The 18,288-nt window shown below is 42.9% G+C and carries 18 protein-coding genes; 5 read left to right on the forward strand and 13 right to left on the reverse strand.

Annotated elements, in window-relative coordinates:
• Positions 1-106 precede the first annotated feature (106 nt).
• From AAGC65_RS18145 to AAGC65_RS18180, 8 genes are all read right to left on the reverse strand, one after another.
• Entirely contained in the window at positions 107-1,405 is a 1,299-nt protein-coding gene (locus AAGC65_RS18145; protein ID WP_343113879.1) for an FtsX-like permease family protein, read from the reverse strand.
• A gap of 40 nt (positions 1,406-1,445) precedes the next feature.
• Positions 1,446-2,084: an MBL fold metallo-hydrolase gene (locus AAGC65_RS18150; RefSeq protein WP_343113880.1), complete on the reverse strand. Its 639-nt coding sequence runs from the start codon at positions 2,082-2,084 to the stop codon at positions 1,446-1,448.
• A 207-nt stretch (positions 2,085-2,291) separates the two neighbouring features.
• Positions 2,292-2,903: a SprT-like domain-containing protein gene (locus tag AAGC65_RS18155; protein WP_343113881.1), complete on the reverse strand. Its 612-nt coding sequence runs from the start codon at positions 2,901-2,903 to the stop codon at positions 2,292-2,294.
• Positions 2,904-3,067: 164 nt separating this feature from the next.
• Positions 3,068-5,182: a ferrous iron transport protein B gene (gene feoB / locus AAGC65_RS18160; protein WP_343113882.1), complete on the reverse strand. Its 2,115-nt coding sequence runs from the start codon at positions 5,180-5,182 to the stop codon at positions 3,068-3,070.
• A 10-nt stretch (positions 5,183-5,192) separates the two neighbouring features.
• Complete coding sequence (locus tag AAGC65_RS18165) at positions 5,193-5,408, reverse strand: ferrous iron transport protein A (protein ID WP_290326301.1); 216 nt, start codon at positions 5,406-5,408, stop codon at positions 5,193-5,195.
• Positions 5,409-5,860: 452 nt separating this feature from the next.
• Positions 5,861-6,256, reverse strand: coding sequence for a VanZ family protein (locus AAGC65_RS18170; protein ID WP_343113883.1), 396 nt, complete (start codon positions 6,254-6,256; stop codon positions 5,861-5,863).
• The gene (gcvH, locus tag AAGC65_RS18175; RefSeq protein ID WP_343113884.1) at positions 6,256-6,639 is read right to left on the reverse strand and encodes a glycine cleavage system protein GcvH; all 384 of its coding nucleotides are present in this window, start codon (positions 6,637-6,639) and stop codon (positions 6,256-6,258) included. The genes AAGC65_RS18170 and gcvH overlap by 1 nt, the downstream gene beginning before the upstream one ends.
• A gap of 200 nt (positions 6,640-6,839) precedes the next feature.
• On the reverse strand, positions 6,840-7,556 hold the full coding sequence (locus tag AAGC65_RS18180) for a hypothetical protein (RefSeq protein WP_343113885.1): 717 nt from the start codon (positions 7,554-7,556) through the stop codon (positions 6,840-6,842).
• Between the two features lie 54 nt (positions 7,557-7,610).
• Between AAGC65_RS18180 and AAGC65_RS18185 the strand changes: the two genes are divergently transcribed.
• From AAGC65_RS18185 to AAGC65_RS18200, 4 genes are all read left to right on the forward strand, one after another.
• Complete coding sequence (locus tag AAGC65_RS18185) at positions 7,611-8,318, forward strand: SAM-dependent methyltransferase (protein WP_343113886.1); 708 nt, start codon at positions 7,611-7,613, stop codon at positions 8,316-8,318.
• A gap of 7 nt (positions 8,319-8,325) precedes the next feature.
• Positions 8,326-9,924: an FAD-dependent monooxygenase gene (locus AAGC65_RS18190; RefSeq protein WP_343113887.1), complete on the forward strand. Its 1,599-nt coding sequence runs from the start codon at positions 8,326-8,328 to the stop codon at positions 9,922-9,924.
• 615 nt (positions 9,925-10,539) lie between these two features.
• On the forward strand, positions 10,540-11,277 hold the full coding sequence (locus AAGC65_RS18195; RefSeq protein WP_343113888.1) for a carboxypeptidase-like regulatory domain-containing protein: 738 nt from the start codon (positions 10,540-10,542) through the stop codon (positions 11,275-11,277).
• 383 nt (positions 11,278-11,660) lie between these two features.
• Complete coding sequence (locus tag AAGC65_RS18200; RefSeq protein WP_343113889.1) at positions 11,661-12,449, forward strand: DUF1835 domain-containing protein; 789 nt, start codon at positions 11,661-11,663, stop codon at positions 12,447-12,449.
• Between the two features lie 5 nt (positions 12,450-12,454).
• On the opposite strand, the gene AAGC65_RS18205 is transcribed toward AAGC65_RS18200, so the two are convergent.
• Positions 12,455-14,017, reverse strand: coding sequence for a family 10 glycosylhydrolase (locus tag AAGC65_RS18205; protein ID WP_343113890.1), 1,563 nt, complete (start codon positions 14,015-14,017; stop codon positions 12,455-12,457).
• Between the two features lie 349 nt (positions 14,018-14,366).
• Here AAGC65_RS18205 and AAGC65_RS18210 point away from each other — a divergent pair, with 349 nt between their 5' ends.
• Positions 14,367-15,281: a hypothetical protein gene (locus tag AAGC65_RS18210; protein WP_343113891.1), complete on the forward strand. Its 915-nt coding sequence runs from the start codon at positions 14,367-14,369 to the stop codon at positions 15,279-15,281.
• A gap of 126 nt (positions 15,282-15,407) precedes the next feature.
• Here AAGC65_RS18210 and AAGC65_RS18215 read toward each other — a convergent pair whose 3' ends face one another.
• From AAGC65_RS18215 to AAGC65_RS18230, 4 genes are all read right to left on the reverse strand, one after another.
• Entirely contained in the window at positions 15,408-16,208 is an 801-nt protein-coding gene (locus tag AAGC65_RS18215) for a hypothetical protein (protein ID WP_343113892.1), read from the reverse strand.
• A 21-nt stretch (positions 16,209-16,229) separates the two neighbouring features.
• Entirely contained in the window at positions 16,230-16,733 is a 504-nt protein-coding gene (locus AAGC65_RS18220) for a heavy metal-associated domain-containing protein (protein ID WP_343113893.1), read from the reverse strand.
• A 71-nt stretch (positions 16,734-16,804) separates the two neighbouring features.
• The gene (locus tag AAGC65_RS18225; protein WP_343113894.1) at positions 16,805-17,191 is read right to left on the reverse strand and encodes an HYC_CC_PP family protein; all 387 of its coding nucleotides are present in this window, start codon (positions 17,189-17,191) and stop codon (positions 16,805-16,807) included.
• Positions 17,192-17,332: 141 nt separating this feature from the next.
• Positions 17,333-18,013, reverse strand: coding sequence for an OmpA family protein (locus AAGC65_RS18230; RefSeq protein WP_343113895.1), 681 nt, complete (start codon positions 18,011-18,013; stop codon positions 17,333-17,335).
• Positions 18,014-18,288 lie beyond the last annotated feature (275 nt).

An 18,288-nucleotide genomic window follows, 5' to 3' on the forward strand; every position in this document is an offset into this window, starting at 1 on the left:
CTGTAGGCTCATTGCCTTTTGAGGCGTTTCTGTTACATGAGCATGCCGCAATTAAAATAAGTAAAAAGGCGTAATATTTAATATACTTTATCCTCATATAACAAATTTACAAATCCTGTTTGATTTCGTCCAAACCTTTAACGCTTAGTCTGGCGCTTATGCCTGATGCTATGACAGATATAATTCCAACAGTTAAAAATACCAACACAAAATCAGACAGAACAATATCAATCGGGTAAGCATCGATGATGGACATAGGCCCACCCATTTTGATAAAACCATAATGCTGCTGCAACAGGCAAAATACCAACCCCAACACAACACCCGCAATACAGCCAATGGCTGATATCATGAGTCCCTCAAAAAAGAATATACGCTGAATGATCTGCTTATTGGCACCCAGGCTGCTTAAAATGGCAATATCCTGCCGCTTATCTATCACCAGCATGGTTAACGAGCCAATGATGTTAAATATTGCTATAATGAGCACAAAGGTTAATATCATATATATTGACCAGCGCTCAAAGTTTAAGGTTTTGTACAATTCAGTATCCTGTTCCCTGCGGTTTTTTACCGTGAAACGGCTACTGATATCATCAAGCAGTTTATTTTGCACCCGCGACAGGTTGGTGCCTTTTTTATAAGTGAGCTCTAAGGATGATACTTCTTTAGGCTGATCAAGCAGATCGCGGGTGAACTCGATAGGGGTTACCACAATGTCATCAAATTCCTGCTGTATGGCAAACATACCCGACGGATTGATGGAACGCACCACAAACTCATTCAATGGGTTGGCCGAATTAACAACTTCGCGCCTGGGCGAAAATATTTGTATGGGTGATAGTTCATCCTTGACGTTAATGCCCAGGTTACCCTGTATGGTTGAGCCAATAACGGCAAAATAATGCCCACCGCTTTTTAAGGTGAAGGAGCCGGTCTGTATGGTACTGTCGAGACGATTGTTCTTTAAAAAATCATCGCTTACACCCTGAATGGTACCTAAAAAAGTTCTGTCGCCGTATTTGATCAGCACTTTCTCTTTCAGCACCTCCGTGTATGACAGCAATCGCGGGTCTTTACGTAGGTTATTGAAGTAAGGTGTATTGGGGTCGAAGGTTTTGCCTAATTTGGCCTCAATCTTTATTTCAGGAGTGAAGTTGCTGTATGATGCCAGTATCACTTTCTCCAACCCGTTAAAAGCCGACAGGATAATGATCAGGGCCGCGCTACCGATTAATACACCCAGCATGGATATGCCCGAAATGATATTAATGGCATGCATTTTCTTGCCCGAAAACAAGTACCTTTTAGCTATATATACCGCGGTGTTCAAATTGACGTTGTATGTTTTACGTATTACGTTATACGTTTTTCTGAGTTGTAAATTACGATTTTTGTTTGTCACGTACTACGTAAAACGTATCACGTACAACCTCAACACATGCTTAGTTCATAAACGGATTATTTTGTTTTTCGTAACCGATGGTGGTTTCCGGGCCATGACCCGGGTAAACCGTACAATCATCAGGCAGGCGAAATAGTTTATTCTCGATGCTATCCATCAGGGTGCTAAAATTGCCGCCCGGCAAATCGGTACGGCCAATGCTAAGCCTGAACAATACATCGCCGCCTATTAAAATATTGGCTTCCTGATCATAAAAGCATATCGACGCAGGCGAATGGCCCGGCGCAAATATCAGGTTCAGCGTAGTGTTACCAAATTGAACGCTACCGGTTTCGGGCAGATATGCATCCGGCATTGGCGATACCTCATAACGGATACCCATTTGCGGTGCATAGGAAACTACTGCAGCCAATACCTCCGATTCGCCAATGTGGAACCTGGGTTTCAGGCCATAGGTATCAAATACAAACTTATTACCCAGCACGTGGTCAATATGGCAATGGGTATTGAGCAGCATTACCGGCTTCAGGTTATTGTCCTTAATAAAATTGGTTACTGCGTTTTGTTCAGGAGCGGTATACATACCCGGGTCAATAATTACACATTCGCCGGTTTGATCATATACGATATAGGTGTTTTCCTGATAAGGATTATTTACAAATGCTTTAACGTTTGCCATGTGGCAAAAGTAAGGATTTAATTGATTGGGGTGTTTTAAAAAACAAGTGTCAAGAAACTACATCCTTGCGAGATCGCGTAGTTTATGTCATTGCGAGGAGGAACGACGAAGCAATCGCGAACTATACAGAGAACCTTGCACTCTTCGCGGTTGCCACGCTACGCTCGCAATGACAAATTTTAATTTATCAATATCGCATCATCTCTCTCAATCCTGCACCAATTCCACTTCTGCAACCGGGCTAAATAAATAAACCCGTTTGGTAGCTATCTCCACACATTTAAAACGCTTGCGCAGTTGCTCTTCCTTACGGAAAATGCGATCGCCTTTTATTTTGAAGAGTGCTTTGAAGGGTACTTTCTCCACAGTAAGCATCGACTCTTTTGGGGCATCATATTGACGCAGGGAGCGGTATAGGTTCAAATCCGAACAGCTGGAAGCAGCCGGATTATTTAAATAGCTTACAATGGCATGCTTAATATCGCTGGGGAAAATATCTTTCTCAAAAAATGGCTGCATCATTTTTTTGAAGTTGTTTTTCCATTCAATACCGTGCGGCTTGGCTTTTTGCTTATGCTCGTTCCAGGTGTGCAGGTGCGCGAATTCGTGTACAGTAGTTACCAGGAAAGCGTAGGGGTTTAAATCGTAATTAACAGAAATGCGGTGCCCTTTACCGCCGTAGGGCGAACGGTAATCGCCAAATTTGGTACCGCGGTTGCGCGAAATTTTAAACTCGCATTTAAAGTAATCAATCCAGCGACCGATTAACGGGGCCGCCTCGGGTGGAAGATACTTTTCTAAAACTTTTACTTTATCCAATGTTTACCTCAATACAAAGATAGGGATTTTTGGTAGTCCATAGTCAATGGTCCATAGTCGATGGTTTGTAAAGTTTCAGATTCTTCGGGCCTCTGGGCCATTAATCGTAATTTGTGAAATTTTCAGGTGCTATGGACCATTGACTATGGTATATAGACTAAAACCTACTTCAACAAATGATAAACAATAAAGCTGGCAGTATAAGCTAAAGCCGTCATGTAAGCGAATTGAGCAGCGGGCCAGCGCCAGTTTTTGGTTTCACGGTATACTACGGCAACGGTGCTCGCGCATTGCATAGCAAAGGCGTAAAACATCATGAGCGAAAACGCCACGGCCAGTGTAAACACAGGCTGCCCCGTTTGCGGGTTGGTGGCACTATGCATTTTTTGCTGCACCGATTCCATTTTATCGGCATCGCCTTCCACACTGTAAATGGTGGCCATCGTACCTACAAATACTTCGCGGGCGGCGAAAGAGCTGATCAGCGCTATGCCTATCTTCCAGTCGAAGCCAAGCGGTTTAATAACCGGCTCAATCACATGGCCGAACAGGCCGGCATAAGATGTTTCCAGCTTTTCTGTGGCGATAACCTTGGTAAGGCTATCAGGTGTCATGTTTTTGGTGTATTGCGACTGACTGTACTTTTGATCGATACGGGCAAAGGTATCACCCGGGGCGTACGATTTTAATACCCACAATATGATAGATACCGCAATGATCACCTTGCCGGCTTGAAACACGAAGGTTTTGGAGCGATCATACATAGTGAAGGCCACGTTTTTCCATCTGGGCATGCGGTATACCGGCAGTTCCATGATAAAGTAACCGCGCTCGCGGGCCTTCAATATAAATTTCATCACAAAAGCCACCACAACCGCCGATACAATGCTGAGCAGATACATAGCAGTTAATGCCAGACCCTGTAAGTTAAATATCCACCACACATTGCGGTTAGGTACTACCAGCGCTATAAGCAGGGTATAAACCGGTAAACGGGCAGAGCAGGCGACCAGCGGGGTAACCATGATGGTGATCATCCTGTCTTTCCAGTTCTCGATGTTGCGGGTACTCATGATTGATGGCACCGCGCAGGCAAAACCACCTATAAGGGGTACTACTGATTTGCCGTTGAGACCAACCTTGCGCATCACCTTATCCATCATAAACGTAACGCGCGACATATAACCGGTATCTTCCAGAATAGAGATCAGAGCAAATAAAATAGCTATCTGCGGTATAAATACCATTACACCGCTCAACCCAGCTAATACGCCATCGCTTATCAGGCTAACCAGTGGGCCAGCCGGTAGTGCTTTGGTTACCATGCTTTGCAGCCAGATGAACAGATCTTCAATAAGCTCCATTGGGTAGGCCGACCATGAAAATATGGCCTGGAATATGAACATCAGTATGGCAAAGAAAATTACAAAGCCAAATATTTTATGGGTAAGTATCTTATCAATTTTATTGCTTACGGTTTCGTCATGCGCCGTTTCGGGCTTTTTAACAGTATCATACAGCAAATCGTTAATAAAATTGTAGCGGGCAATGGTTTCTGTAGCCTGCGCCTTTTGCGAGTGGAATGAAAACTCCTGCTCCAGGTGCTCAATCCGGTCGCTCTCCTGCGTTGTAAGATAGCTCACCGTTTCATGCTGATGCGCCAGTTGCAAGGCGTAGTAAGGATTTTCTATTTTCAGTTCATCCTTAATTTGTGCTATCATCTGCGGGGCTATCGCGTCTACATCAATGGTATCTTGCTGCAGGGCTATTTTATTAGCGTAAGCTATGGTGTTTTTAAGCTGATCTATACCGGTAGCTTTGCGGGCAGAGATAGGCACAACAGGTACGCCCAACTTTTTGGCAAACAGATTAATATCAATGGTTATGCCGGCCTTTTCAGATACATCTATCATGTTTAGGGCCACCACAACGGGGATCTTTAAATCGGCTATCTGGGTATAAAGCAGCAGGTTCCGCTTCAGGTTTGATGCATCCAGTATTACCACGATCAGGTCGGGTACCATGTTTTTGGCCTTATCGGCCAGTACAGAAAATACGATGGATTCGTCCTTGCTTTTTGGGTAGATGCTGTAAGTACCGGGCAGGTCAATGATCTCGGCGGTACGACCGTCGGGCAGCTGGCAAAAACCTGTTTTTTTGTCAACAGTAACCCCCGGAAAATTTCCTATTTTTTGATTAAGACCGGTTAAAATATTAAAGAGAGTTGATTTACCGGTGTTGGGGTTTCCTACAAGTGCAACTCTTATGTCGGCTTTCAATTGTTATAAACTACTGCAAAATAATGGTGGAGGCTTCAAATTTACGCAGACTTAACTGGTAGCCCGAAACGTGTATGGCAATAGGATCACCAAGAGGGGCAATACGTGAAATCCTGATCTCTTCGCCCGGCAGGCAACCCATTTCCATCAATTTTACCGACATTTCCAGATCGGTAAATTCCTTTACAATTCCTGTTTGGCCTACTTCAAGTTGTGAAAGTGTCATCGTATAATTTTAACCAAAAGCAAATGTAGTCTTATTTATATTAAATCCAAATAACGCGGAGGGGGTAATTTACAAATATGTAGATTTAGATGTACAGATGACAAATGGATGTGCGGGTGTGTAAATATGATAATAGAGTAGCGTATTGAAAATTGTCTTCAGAATAAGGCCTCACCCAACCCTCTCCAAAGGAGAGGGCTTCAAAATATTTTTTAAAGTCTCCCCTTTTGGGGGAGATTTAGAGGGGGTTTTTGCTTCGTACCTCGCAATTGATACCTATAGAGAAAGCTATAAGATAAATGAGCTATCCAATCATCTGCACATTCGCATACTTACGCATCTGCATATCCTTTTTATTAACTTTTCCGAAATGCGGGCAGCCGCAATTTTTTTTGAATATGCCGCATGATGAAATGCTCATGAGCATTACTGCCGCCCCCAATAGTATCAACTTATTTTTTATCATAACCACGTGCTGCTAATGTTACCATAACGCTAAAGAGGCCCATGCAAGTGCCCAGGCTATCGGCAAAAAGATCGCTCCAATCGGCACTGCGCCAGGTAAAAATGGTGAGCTGAAGTATTTCTATCAGCCCACCGAAAAAAATGGCAATTATCGCAACTAAAACTGCTTGCTTATACGAGAAAGGTATGGGCTTTTGTTGCCTTATGGCTCCGTTACAATAAAGTACTACCAGCGTAAAGAAAAAACCGGTATGGGTAAGTTTATCAAAGCCCGGAAAAAACATAGGCGATTCGCTTACATCGCCCAGGTTGGCGCAGCACATAACCAAAACAAATAAGGCCCACAAAATTGTGAGCCCATGATATTTTATAAATGAATTCATTATTGTTCGCCAACAAGCGCTGCGTACTGATCTGCGGTTAACAACGAATCAACAGAAGCAGGATTATCAAGAGTGATTTTTACCATCCAGCCATCACCATACGGATCTGTATTTACCAGTTCAGGCTCGTCACTTAAATCCTCATTAACTTCGTTTATAGTTCCGGCAACCGGCATAAACAGGTCTGATACAGTTTTTACCGCTTCAACAGTTCCAAAAATGTCTTCTGTTTCAATTTTTTTTCCTACTGTCGGAATGTCGATGAAAACAATATCGCCCAATTCCCTCTGGGCAAACTCGGTAATGCCTATGGTAGCGTTATTACCTTCAACAAGGATCCACTCGTGGTCTTTAGTGTACTTTAGGTTAGCTGGAAAGTTCATGTTTTTCAAATTTGTGTGCTCAAAAATAATAAAACTTTAGGCTATCACAATATTTTAGGATTTTATTGAATTTTTGTCTGAACCGGGATTAAACAGATTTACTGATGATGGGATTTTTCTGAAAAAGTCATTATAGGGTTATAAGTATTTCTTGAATCTGATCATCCCTTAATCCCACAAATCGTGGTTCTGACAAAACCCTACGCTGCCTTTGAAATAAACTTTACCAAGCTCCTTTTGGCTACAGGCAGCAGAGTTTGCTCCAGCGGAAATGTAATATCACTATGCACATGGTACACTGCCGGGTTGGGCAAAAACTTGTTTCGGTTTATAAGGTTCAGTTTAATGGCCTCGGGGGTATTGGTGATGCTATGCTCGTAGGTATCAATAAAGGTGATGTTGATGCCGCGGTATTTATCATCCTGCCGCTCAAAAATGCTGAGCTGATACTCGTATATATGGTTAGTACGCTCTTTGCCATTATGTAACGAAAAATAGCCGTGATAAGGCATCAGCGGTACAATACCTATGGGGTCAATATTCAGATGGCTCTCTACAAAATCATATATTTCCATACCGGTTTGTATGGCAGGGTCCATTTGAGCAAGGGCAAAAGCTATAATTTGCTCAATTTCCTGCATGCTTTGATCGTCTTTAATGATTTTTTGGTAGGTAAGCTTTACCGCGTCAATATCTGCCTGGTTAAGCCTTTGCGGAAAAGCCTGCTGCAGCACGGTTTTATTCTTTTTAAAGTCGATCAGGTTATTGTAATGGAAGATGAGGTCGGCCAGATTGGGGTATAAACGGCTGTTATCAAAATGACGGTTAATTTCCTGCAGATAGCCCAGCAGAACATATTTTTTGTGCTCAAAATCAATATATCCCTCAATAAACCAGTTTACACCCAGTGAATTCATCTTTCAGCTTCCTTTCAATCACTTAAATTAAACAAAAAACACCAACTTTGCAATATGCCCTATGGAACCCTTTATTTAATACCCGTACCCCTGGCCGAAGAAGCGGCTGCCAAATCATTTACCCCGTACCTGGTTGATACTATTAACAGTATTAAAGAGTACATTGTGGAAAATGAAAAAACCGCCCGCAAATTTTTAAAAGAAGCCGGTTTAAAAACCCCGCAAAGCGAGCTCATTATTCACGATTACAGCAAACATAACCGCGATATGGGTAAGGCCGATTTTTTTAAGGGCTTGCAGGCCGGTAATAATGTTGGTTTAATGAGCGAGGCAGGCTGCCCCGGCATAGCAGACCCTGGCGCCGAGATTGTTGATAAGGCCCACCGCATGGGTATAAAAGTAGTGCCGCTGGTAGGGCCAAGCTCTATTTTGCTGGCGCTGATGGCTTCGGGTTTTAATGGGCAAAGCTTTACATTTAATGGTTACCTGCCTATTGATAAGGTGCTGCGCAGCAAAAAGATCAAGGAACTAGAAGGTTTGGCCATTAAGCTTGATCAAACCCAGATATTTATAGAAACGCCTTTCCGCAACAACCCCTTGCTGGAAGAGATACTAAAAACTGCTAACCCTAAAACCAAACTCTGCATAGCTACCGACCTTACCGCCGCTACCGAATCTGTACAAACCAAAACCATTGCCGAGTGGCAAAAAAAAGTACCTGAACTGCATAAGCGGCCAACTATATTTTTGCTATTCTATTAAGTAACCCATGACCGTTACGCAGCAGCATACCAGCGTTTTAATAGTGGGGGCCGGCCCTTCGGGGCTCATGATGGCCGCTCAGCTATTGCGTTATGGTATACAGCCCGTAATTATTGATCATAAACAAGGGCCAACCAATTATTCAAAAGCGCTGGCCGTACAGGCCCGGTCATTGGAGATTTACCGCCAAATGGGGCTTATTGATGCCATTATTAAAGGCGGCAAGCAAGCTGCAGGCGTAGTTTTTAACCAGGAAGGTAAAGAGGTTGCGGCCATGTCATTAGCCAATGTTGGCGATGGCCAAACCGCTTTCCCGTTTGTGCAGCTATATCAGCAGAGTAAAAACGAACGCTTACTGCTCGAATACCTGACCCTCAATTGCTGCCCGGTTTACTGGAACACTTCGCTGGTATCGCTTAGCCAGGATGCTGAACGGGTAAGCGTGCAAATACAATCGGGGGAGGAAACGCAAACCATTACCTGCGACTGGCTGGTAGGGGCCGATGGCGCCCATAGCCTGGTACGTAAACAATTACAGATACCTTTTAATGGCGATACTTACCAGCACCAGTTTTACCTGGCCGATGTTAAAATAAGCAACCCGTTAGGCGATAAAATTGACCTTTATTTATCAAAAAAAGGCTTTGCCGGGTTTTTCCCCATGCCCGAAGAGCAATGTTACCGTATTGTAGGCAATTTGCCTTTGGAATTTGACGGCCGGGACGACCTGACCATCGATGAGGCCTTGCCTTATCTGAATACAGTAGTGGGGCAGCCCATTACTATTGAACAAACCAACTGGTTTACCACCTACCGTTTGCACCATCGCATGGCCGACAAATTCAGGCAGGGCAGATGTTTTTTAATTGGCGATGCCGCGCATATCCATTCGCCGGTAGGGGGGCAGGGTATGAATACCGGTTTGCAGGACGCTTATAACCTGGCCTGGAAAATGGCCGGGGTGGTAAACAGCCAGCTTAACGAAGCCGTTTTAGATAGCTATGCCGATGAACGCATGCCCGTTGCCAAGTTCCTGCTGAACAGTACCGACCGCGTTTTTAAAGTGATATTATCGCGCAATTGGTTTGTAGGCCAGTTTAAAAAATGGATATTACCAGTAGCGCTCAAATCGGCATGGAGCAAACCTGCTTTGCGGGATACGTTTTTTAAAAAGATATCACAAATAGGTATTTCCTATCGTGACAGTAAAATAAACCTGCACCTGAGCCATAATTCGCCCATAAAAGCCGGCGACAGACTGCCTTACCTCAAGGTTTTCGACGAAAAGAAACAGGAGGAGACCGACCTGCACGAATGGTGCAGCAAACCGGGCTTTACCATGATAACCCTGGGTAAATTACAGGAGATTGACTTGTTTACCTTAGCCAAATGGATTACCCAAAACTACCCGGTTAACCTCAACTTTTTTTACCTGCCGCCATCGGCCCGTAACCATCATGTTTTTGATGCCTTTGGCATTGGCGAAAATCAAAAAAAGGCACTTATCGTTCGTCCGGATATGTACCTGGGTTTTGTTAACGATGTGGTGGATATTGATATGATGGATAATTACCTGCAAAATGTTGTTGGGTTTAAGGTGAGTTAAAGCTTTGGCATAGCTGTAAGGAACTACGAAGCAAGGGCCTCACCCAATCCTATCCAAAGAGTAATAGCCCATGAAGAGGCATAACCTTTGATTGGCACGGTTTACAAGTGACTCACCCGCCCGTTGCTTCGCTCGGGCACCCTCTCTTCGCCTGCGGCGGAAAGAGGGTAGGAAAATGGATATTGTCGATGCTGTAAGGAGGAACGACGAAGCAATCGCGAACAATGTATGTTTTCTCTGTAAAGTTCGCGATTGCCACGCTACGCTCGCAATGACAAATTTTTCTTTCACCCTCTTTCCAGCGAAGCTGAAGAGAGGGTCGACAAGCGTAGCGATGTCGGGGTGAGTCGATAAACCGATTGATTTGATGAAACTGCCTTTTAATGGGCTATTACTCTCCAAGGGAAGGGGGTTTTTGTTATTGTTGAGGAGGAACTACGAAGCAATCCTGGTTCAGACAATATTCCACCACCTCGAGTTTAACGACAGTTATGAACTATCACCGCTCTTATCACCCGGCACCCGCACCATCCATAAGTTAAAAAAAGTTAAAGCGATTTCATAAGCCATAATCACTGGTTATGTTTGTAATGATTTGAAAATCAATTCAAACCTATGCGTGGCCTGTTGCTCCTGCTTATTATTGGTACAAGAATGAACGCGATGGCGCAAACCATCAGCGGCATTGTTACTGATAGGCATACCGGGCAGCGTATTAGCGGGGCATGGATCACATCGGCCAAGGCTGCCACCATTAGCGGTTTGCAGGGCGAATTCACGATCAAAGCGAATGCAACCACAGATACTATCCGCGTAAAAATGCAGGGGTATCAATCTTACATGCTACCTGTAGACGCATCGGTAAACAAAAATTTGATCGTAACCCTGCAGCAGGCCGTTATTGAACTGAATGAAGTACATGTAACTGGTAGGCGTGACAGGGTGAAAGATTCTATCAATAATCGTAAAATGTTCTCCAGGGAGTTTAATTCATCAGCACCCAAATTTAAGGATATTGTGGTGGTAGCCTCCAATCCCGGACCTATTCCTGTTGCCGGGGTTACTATTGTTCCGTCGCAATTACTCCGGGCTATCACTTATAAACATAGCCGGGAGTATAAATTTAAAAAAGTACTGATCAGAGATGAACAAAACCGGTACATCGACAGCCGTTTTGGCGATGACCTGGTGACGGGCATCACGGGCCTAAAAGACGATTCGCTCCTGAACTTTATGGATAAGTATCGCCCCGGAATAGACCGGCTCAAAAAAATGACTGATTATGACATTCGGGTATACATCAAAGCCAGCGGGCAAAAATTCAGGAACGATACCGCGGTAAAAACCAAATAGGGAATTACGGATGATTTTCCGTATATTTATATCACCAACAGCCCGGCTCCCTTGTACAGGAAAAGCCGGGCTGTTTTGTTAAGATTGAAAGAATGGAAAATGCGTTGATTTTGACAAAGTGTGTTGATTGTCAGAAAGTTAATACTTTTTAAAGCTAAAAAAGTAACGTCAAAACGTGTTAAAACGATTGATTTTAGTGATTTTTGGAACTTTTTAGGCGTTTTTTGAGCAGTTTTTGATCGATTTTGATATCAAAAAATGTTAAAATAAAATTTTAAGAAGTTTTCAGATAAGAAGGAGTCGGCACTGTTAAAATTTATTTTCACAATTGATATTCATTCAACAATTAAAGCCGTTGTTTTGCTATTATAATTTTTAGGCCGATGGAAAACATATTGCATATTTTAAATGGTGATGCCGCCCTGGATGGCTTTAACCAAACCGGTTTAGATGGAGATGTAATGGTATGGCGCGAGGTACTTTCTGAGGGCCCGTTGCAAGAAAATATATTATCGGGTAGTTTTTGGAGCGCCCGTAAAAAATGGATCACCGAAACTTTCAAAGAAGATCCGGATACCTATCAGCACAAGGTAATAGATGAGCTGGGAAAATTGAACAGTGCCTATACCGAAATAAACCTCTGGTTTGAGTTCGACCTGCATTGCCAGGTAAACCTGCTGGGCGTATTGCAAATGCTGAGCCACAAAACGGATATGTCGGCCCCGGCCATTTACCTCATATGCCTGGCCGATTGCGTGCAGTTTGACAATGCCAAAGGCTTGGGCGAACTCAACGGCGAACAGTTTGAAGAATTATACGATGCCCGTGAACGGCTGAACGAATGGGAGTTTGAACTGGCCGACGAAGCCTGGAAACTATACATTAAAAATGACGCTGCCGAATTGCAGAAATGGATAGATTCAAACTCGTTCTGGGGTGGTGTTCCCTTGCTTAAACCAGCATTACAGGCTCATCTGAAGCGCTTACAAACTAATGAGGCCGGTTTAAATTATGTTGAGCAAAAACTGCTTGATATTTACAACAGCGGTATTAAAACCCGCCATGAAATATTCGTTGCCTTCTGGAAATCAGATTTCATATTTGGCATGGGCGACAGTGAAGTATACATTTACCTTGATAAGCTACAGCAAAAGGGTATTATTGAAATTTAACCCTATCAACGCACCGTGACCGCTATGGTTGGTGATCGGTCGCTTTCATTCTTGAGCCGGTCAATGGCGGTTACTACGTATAAATAGGTCTTTCCTTTTTGTACGGAAGCATCCTCAAAAGCAAGGTTGGTGTTGTATTGTATCTTGAGGATGTTTTTAGGATCGTCGATATTGATCTTATCGCCATCGTTAAAACGATAGATCACATAGCCATATACGGCCTGCTCATCTTTAGCCAATGTGGGCGCCATCCATTTTAACTGTACATGGCTCTGCACCGATCTGGCGGTCAGTTCACGCGGAACATTGGGCGCGATAGAATCAAGCCAGAGCATAACCGGTGGTAAGGCCGGGTATCGGTAATAATTTTCACGCAAGGAATCCGTAAAACCCAGCGGGTTGTTGGTAAGCGAGTTGGAGCTAAAGTAAACGCTGCCCTGTACCCTTGGGTTATCACGCATCATATTAATTTGATCGGGCAGTTGTTTGGGGTTTTTGAAAGCCACTGTTTTACGTTCGTTAATACGGTAGGCCGCCTGCCCAATATATAAATGCCTGCCAAAGGTATTATCGCTCCACCAATCAAGCAGTTTTTCAAAATCGGCGCTGCGGTTGCCTATAGGCCAGTAAAGTTGAGGGTTTATATAGTCTACCCAGCCTTCTTTTATCCACTTGCGTGAGTCGGCGTAGTTTTCATAGTACGATGAACCACCATAGGTTTCGGAGCCTTCGTCATTCTGAGCCTTGTTAGCCCAAATGCCAAAGGGACTCACGCCAAACTTAATATCCGGATTGTGGGCGTGTACGCTGTCGCCAATCATCTTTATCAGCAGGTCAACATTATGGCGGCGCCAGTCTTTAATATTATCATAACCTTCACCGTATTGCTTAAAGGTTTCCTCGTCGTTGATTTTTTGGCCGGCAATAGGGTACGGGTAAAAATAATCGTCCATATGCACGCCGTCTATATCATAGTTATCAACTACATCCAGTATCACCTGTACAATATATTCACGTACTTCGGGCAGGCCTGGGTTAAACGTTTTGATACCGCCATAGGTAAAAAACCACTCGGGTTTTATTTTGGTGATGTGCTGCGGGCTAAGCGCTGCAAAGTTACCATCAAAGGTGGCACGGTAAGGGTTAAACCAGGCATGCAGCTCCATACCACGTTTGTGGGCCTCGTTTATGGCAAACTCCAGCGGGTCATAAGCCGGGCTTGGCGCCTGGCCTTGTTTACCGGTCAAATATTTTGACCAGGGCTCGCGGCTTTTGGCGTAAAAGGCATCAGCGGCGGGCCTTACCTGTAGCATTACCGCGTTGATACCGGTTTCCTGGTGCGAGTTTAATATATCCAGCAATTCCTGCTTTTGCTTGTAGGCTGTAAACTTAGTGCTTGTTGGCCAGTCAATATTTACTACTGTAGCTATCCATACCCCTCTGAACTCGCGCTTTGGCTGCGTTTTAACAATAACAGGCTCAGCGGCAGGTTCTGCCGGTTGCGCGTTAACGGTTACAAATGTAAACAGGGGTATGATCAGGAGTATGATATGGCGGAATATATGCATCAACAAGAATTAAATTAAACGCTGCAAAGATATAAAACTCATAACGTAGCAGTTTTACATGAAGTATAAAATTTGGTGGTTTATTACGATTTAAGCATATTGCATTTACTTTTAACCGTAGTAAAGCTTAAATTAGTATAAGTAATTCTATTTTAAATCATATTTTTAGTGTTTCAACGTTCAATACCGTTGAGTACTAAAGTGCTGATTGCTTGTAAAATACAGGTAAAAGTGTAATGTCAGTTTTATACTGATACAATTGTAAATTAACCAGATAGTTAAATAGCTGCAAATTTTTAAAACAGCTTTGCTTTTTAACTGTATTAAAACATTAAACAATTTAATTGCTATGGAAAATCAATCCGGTCAACCATCTAAGAAAAACTCAAACGTAATTTATTTCCTCATTGTGGTGGTATTGGCCTTGTTAGGCACAGACGTGTATTTGTATTTGCAGAAAAACAAATCTGATACTAAAATAGTGTACCAACATGATGAACAAACCCGGCTACAAACCGAACTGGATAGCCTTGAATCGCAAATAGAGCAGGTTAATGCTGGTAAAGCCAAATTATCTGCGGCAATGCAAGCTAAAAACGATTCATTAACTGCTAAGATCAAGGTATTAAGAACCCAGTTAGCTAAAGGTAAATTAACCAAAGCCGAACTGGTAAAGGCTCAGGAAGATGTGAAACAGTTAAGGTATTTTGTAACTAAATACACTGCCGACATTGAAGAGCTTAAAAAACAAAACCAATCGCTCACTACCGAGAGGGATACTTTAAAAACCAACCTGGCCACGGCAGCAAAGAAGGCCGATACGCTTACCAGGCAGAACCAGGATCTGGATGCCAAGGTTAAGGTGGCACAGGCGATCAAGCTGGCCACGGCAAATGTAGTGGCATACAAAATTAAGGGTAGTGGTAAAGAAGTTGACGTTACCAGAGCCAATCCAGCTAAAAAGATCAAAATCAATTTTACAGTTGCCAGCAATAGCATTGCTATCAAAGGCTTGCATGACATTTATGTACGCATTATTGACCCAACCGGCAACCTGATCACTCCGACAGACGGCGGAACTTTTAATGCTGATGGCCAGGACTTGCAGTTTACTTATAAAACATCTATCGACTTTAAAGACGATGGTGTACAGTATACTATTGACTGGGTTAACCCGAATTTGCCTTTCCAAAAAGGTACTTACACAGTATTGCTTTATGCAGATGGCAGTACAATGGGTAAAACAGGCTTTACACTTAAATAAGCTTACACAGGTAGTATTTATATATAAAGCCCCGTGTTGCAATTGCAGCACGGGGCTTTTAATTTGGAGATTTCATGATTCGAAGACTTCCGAAGTTTCAAAAACTTCGGAAGTCTATCTTTTCTATTACAAATTAAAAAAATTATACTCGAGTCTGATCAGATACATGTTTTTGGTATTACGTACCATATCATTATAAATAGGAGTTCGGTACGACAGATCGAGCCGGCAAACGCTATTAAAAATAAACTGTACCGCCGGGGCAGCATCCAAATAGCTTTGGCCGTGGCCCGGATTGGTCTTGCCCAATAGCTCCACATATAGATTTACGTTGGTTTGCTGATAGTCACGATAGTTTTTTGGAAATAACAGGTAGCCAGCTGATAAGGTATAAGCAGCCGCGTTCCTGGCCTGTGCTGATGGCAGATCATAACCGCCCCGATTGTCAAAGGCGCGCAGATAACTGGCTGAGCCCGAAATAGCCAGCTTATGCAAAAGTTGGGTAAATACTACACCGCTTTGAATGCCCGAGTTGTCGCCTTCAAGCGTGATCTCCTGGTTGGGTAATGGATTGTTAATGCTTGAAGCTTTTGCAAAAAAGGCCCCGCGAAAATGTTGCTGCACCGTATCTATCGATAAAAACCGGTACTTGGCATATACACTGCCGCCTTCAAAATGCTGGCCGCTACCGTAATAATTTGAAGTGTATAACGAACCATGTATCATTACCTTGCGGCTAAGGCCGTACATAGCTTCAAAGGTGCTGCGGTTTTTATAATCGGGCTTAAAAAAGCCCTGGTTTTCTACCCGTAAACCTAATGAGCCGGTGGCCATATTGCTGGCGGGTTCGGTATTTACATATAGCTCCTGCGAAAATGCAGGGCATAGTATGGCCATAAGGCAAACAGCCAATAATATCTTCTTCATGATAATTAGTGTTGAGGAAGATTATATAGCTAAATGATATAGACGGCCACTTGCCGGCTGTGCTGTATCGGTAACCTGGCTCAGGTATTTTTTAGATACTGATTTAGGAGCAAAGCCGTTGTCAACAACAGTAAGGCTAACATCGCCGCTGAATGTTTTATCGCCGGCATTAAGCAGCCTGTATGTATCGCCACCATAGCTGAAGCGGTTATCAGCAATTTTGGTGTTATTAAAATTGAAAGTTGTTTTTAAGCTGTTTACCGAAAAGCCAGATCCTTGTACCTTTTTACTGATCTGCTCAAAATTTACGGGTACATCACTTTTAAAGGTAATGAGGTATAAATTATGCATCAGGTCGGTTTTAATTTCGCCGACAAACGGCAATGAGCGCAGGGCTTTTTCTGTTGATTTGGCGCATAAAGCGCAGGTAAGGCCGCTTACTTGCAATTCGGCTTTGGTAAATTGTGCTTTAGCAGCGGTAACGGTAAGAACAAATAGAACTATAAATATCTTGATGGTTTTCATTTGATTTTTAATTAATTGTTTAAAATAAACTGACGGTAATTTACCGCGTATCATAAGGCAATTAATGTTGATCAAATACGGAAAATGCAATTTTTAATAAATATGAGGATGCTTGGTAAAGGTCTGCCGGGTGGTCCTCGTTCTAAAGACTGGTCTACAGAAACCTGTCTTGTAGGTGTAAAAACACCATTAAATGACGCGCGTGCGATACCAACTCCAAAAAGCTTTGAAATGATAGAAAAAGGTTCAACCTGATGGGCGTCCTTCACTTTGATCTGCAGCTGTTTATCCTTGCAACATTTCATTTTGCTGCATTCCTGCATCATTTTGCAGCTTGCAGCAGGCGAATCAATTTTAACCGACGCTAACTCGCTACCGCAGTAATGTAAATTCAGGGCAAAACCTAATACCGTAACGGTATATAGCAAGGTTAATAATAAAGCGCCTGATTTTTTCATTAAAACAAAAATAGTGCTTTAACCTATTGATTACAAATAGTTTTACGAATTTTAACATTTATACAGATTGGGAATATGTCCCATAAAAAAACCCAGCCCTCGCGGCCAGGTTTTTTCTAACTTGATCTTATTATATATTTATTATTGAGCTGCTTGTTTAGCTTGTTGTTTCATTTGATCGTTAGCAACAATTACAATTTCAACTCTTCTGTTTTGCGCGCGGCCTGCAGTTGTGGTGTTATCGGCAATCGGTTCGCTTTCGCCTTTACCACTGGTTGTTAAGCGTGATCCGCTTACATTATCAGCAACTATGTATGATTTTACAGATTCGGCCCTGCGTACAGATAGTTCCTGGTTATGTGAATCAGAACCGGTATCATCTGTATGGCCAACAATTAAAATATTTGTGTTTTGGTTGTTTTGTAGTGATTTAGCCAGGTTTTGCAGGTTTGCCTGTGCGGCTGGTTTAAGATCGGCTTTGTCGGTATCAAACAATATACCTGAATCAAACTTCACTAAAATACCTTCACCCTCACGTGTTACGGTAGCACCCGGAACAGTTTGTTTTATTTCGGCAGCCTGCCTATCCATGTTGCGGCCTATGAAAGCGCCCGCAGTACCACCAACAGCACCACCGATAATAGCGCCCAGTGCAGTATTACCGGCAGCTTTACCAATAAAAGCTCCTACAGTACCGCCAGCACCGGCACCAATTGCCGCTCCTTTTTGTGTTTTGGTTAATGAATTACAGCCCGAGCCCAAAATGCCTGTAGTGGCTAAAGCCAGGCTCAATGTGGCTATCCTAATTTTTAGAGTCTTCATATATGAATTATGATATAGTTTACGTAGTAAACACAAAGAAAATGCCAAAAACAACAGAAAACGGGTATTGTTTCTGAATGGCAGAAAATGGACGCTGATGCTATATTTTTTTAATATTTAGGAAAGTAATTTTCAAACTAACAGAACCTGGTTTGACTCAGCAGTAAGAAATGGCTTGTTTTTAGTACAAGTTACGTAAAAATGTCGCTACAAATGGCAGTTAGCGTGGGTTTAGCTAATCACTACCAGCATAGCCGGGAGGATGAGTTTAAAGG

This window comes from Mucilaginibacter sp., assembly GCF_039207105.1.
GTDB lineage: Bacteria > Bacteroidota > Bacteroidia > Sphingobacteriales > Sphingobacteriaceae > Mucilaginibacter.

What these genes read in the sequence shown, in the direction of transcription:
- AAGC65_RS18150 (WP_343113880.1), bottom strand. Translation starts at nt 2,084, where the DNA reads ATGGCAAACGTTAAAGCATTTGTAAATAATCCTTATCAGGAAAACACC.
- AAGC65_RS18165 (WP_290326301.1), bottom strand. Translation starts at nt 5,408, where the DNA reads ATGACACTTTCACAACTTGAAGTAGGCCAAACAGGAATTGTAAAGGAA.
- AAGC65_RS18170 (WP_343113883.1), bottom strand. Translation starts at nt 6,256, where the DNA reads ATGAATTCATTTATAAAATATCATGGGCTCACAATTTTGTGGGCCTTA.
- gcvH (WP_343113884.1), bottom strand. Translation starts at nt 6,639, where the DNA reads ATGAACTTTCCAGCTAACCTAAAGTACACTAAAGACCACGAGTGGATC.
- AAGC65_RS18180 (WP_343113885.1), bottom strand. Translation starts at nt 7,556, where the DNA reads ATGAATTCACTGGGTGTAAACTGGTTTATTGAGGGATATATTGATTTT.
- AAGC65_RS18185 (WP_343113886.1), top strand. Translation starts at nt 7,611, where the DNA reads ATGCCCTATGGAACCCTTTATTTAATACCCGTACCCCTGGCCGAAGAA.
- AAGC65_RS18190 (WP_343113887.1), top strand. Translation starts at nt 8,326, where the DNA reads ATGACCGTTACGCAGCAGCATACCAGCGTTTTAATAGTGGGGGCCGGC.
- AAGC65_RS18195 (WP_343113888.1), top strand. Translation starts at nt 10,540, where the DNA reads ATGCGTGGCCTGTTGCTCCTGCTTATTATTGGTACAAGAATGAACGCG.
- AAGC65_RS18200 (WP_343113889.1), top strand. Translation starts at nt 11,661, where the DNA reads ATGGAAAACATATTGCATATTTTAAATGGTGATGCCGCCCTGGATGGC.
- AAGC65_RS18205 (WP_343113890.1), bottom strand. Translation starts at nt 14,017, where the DNA reads ATGCATATATTCCGCCATATCATACTCCTGATCATACCCCTGTTTACA.
- AAGC65_RS18210 (WP_343113891.1), top strand. Translation starts at nt 14,367, where the DNA reads ATGGAAAATCAATCCGGTCAACCATCTAAGAAAAACTCAAACGTAATT.
- AAGC65_RS18215 (WP_343113892.1), bottom strand. Translation starts at nt 16,208, where the DNA reads ATGAAGAAGATATTATTGGCTGTTTGCCTTATGGCCATACTATGCCCT.
- AAGC65_RS18220 (WP_343113893.1), bottom strand. Translation starts at nt 16,733, where the DNA reads ATGAAAACCATCAAGATATTTATAGTTCTATTTGTTCTTACCGTTACC.
- AAGC65_RS18225 (WP_343113894.1), bottom strand. Translation starts at nt 17,191, where the DNA reads ATGAAAAAATCAGGCGCTTTATTATTAACCTTGCTATATACCGTTACG.
- AAGC65_RS18230 (WP_343113895.1), bottom strand. Translation starts at nt 18,013, where the DNA reads ATGAAGACTCTAAAAATTAGGATAGCCACATTGAGCCTGGCTTTAGCC.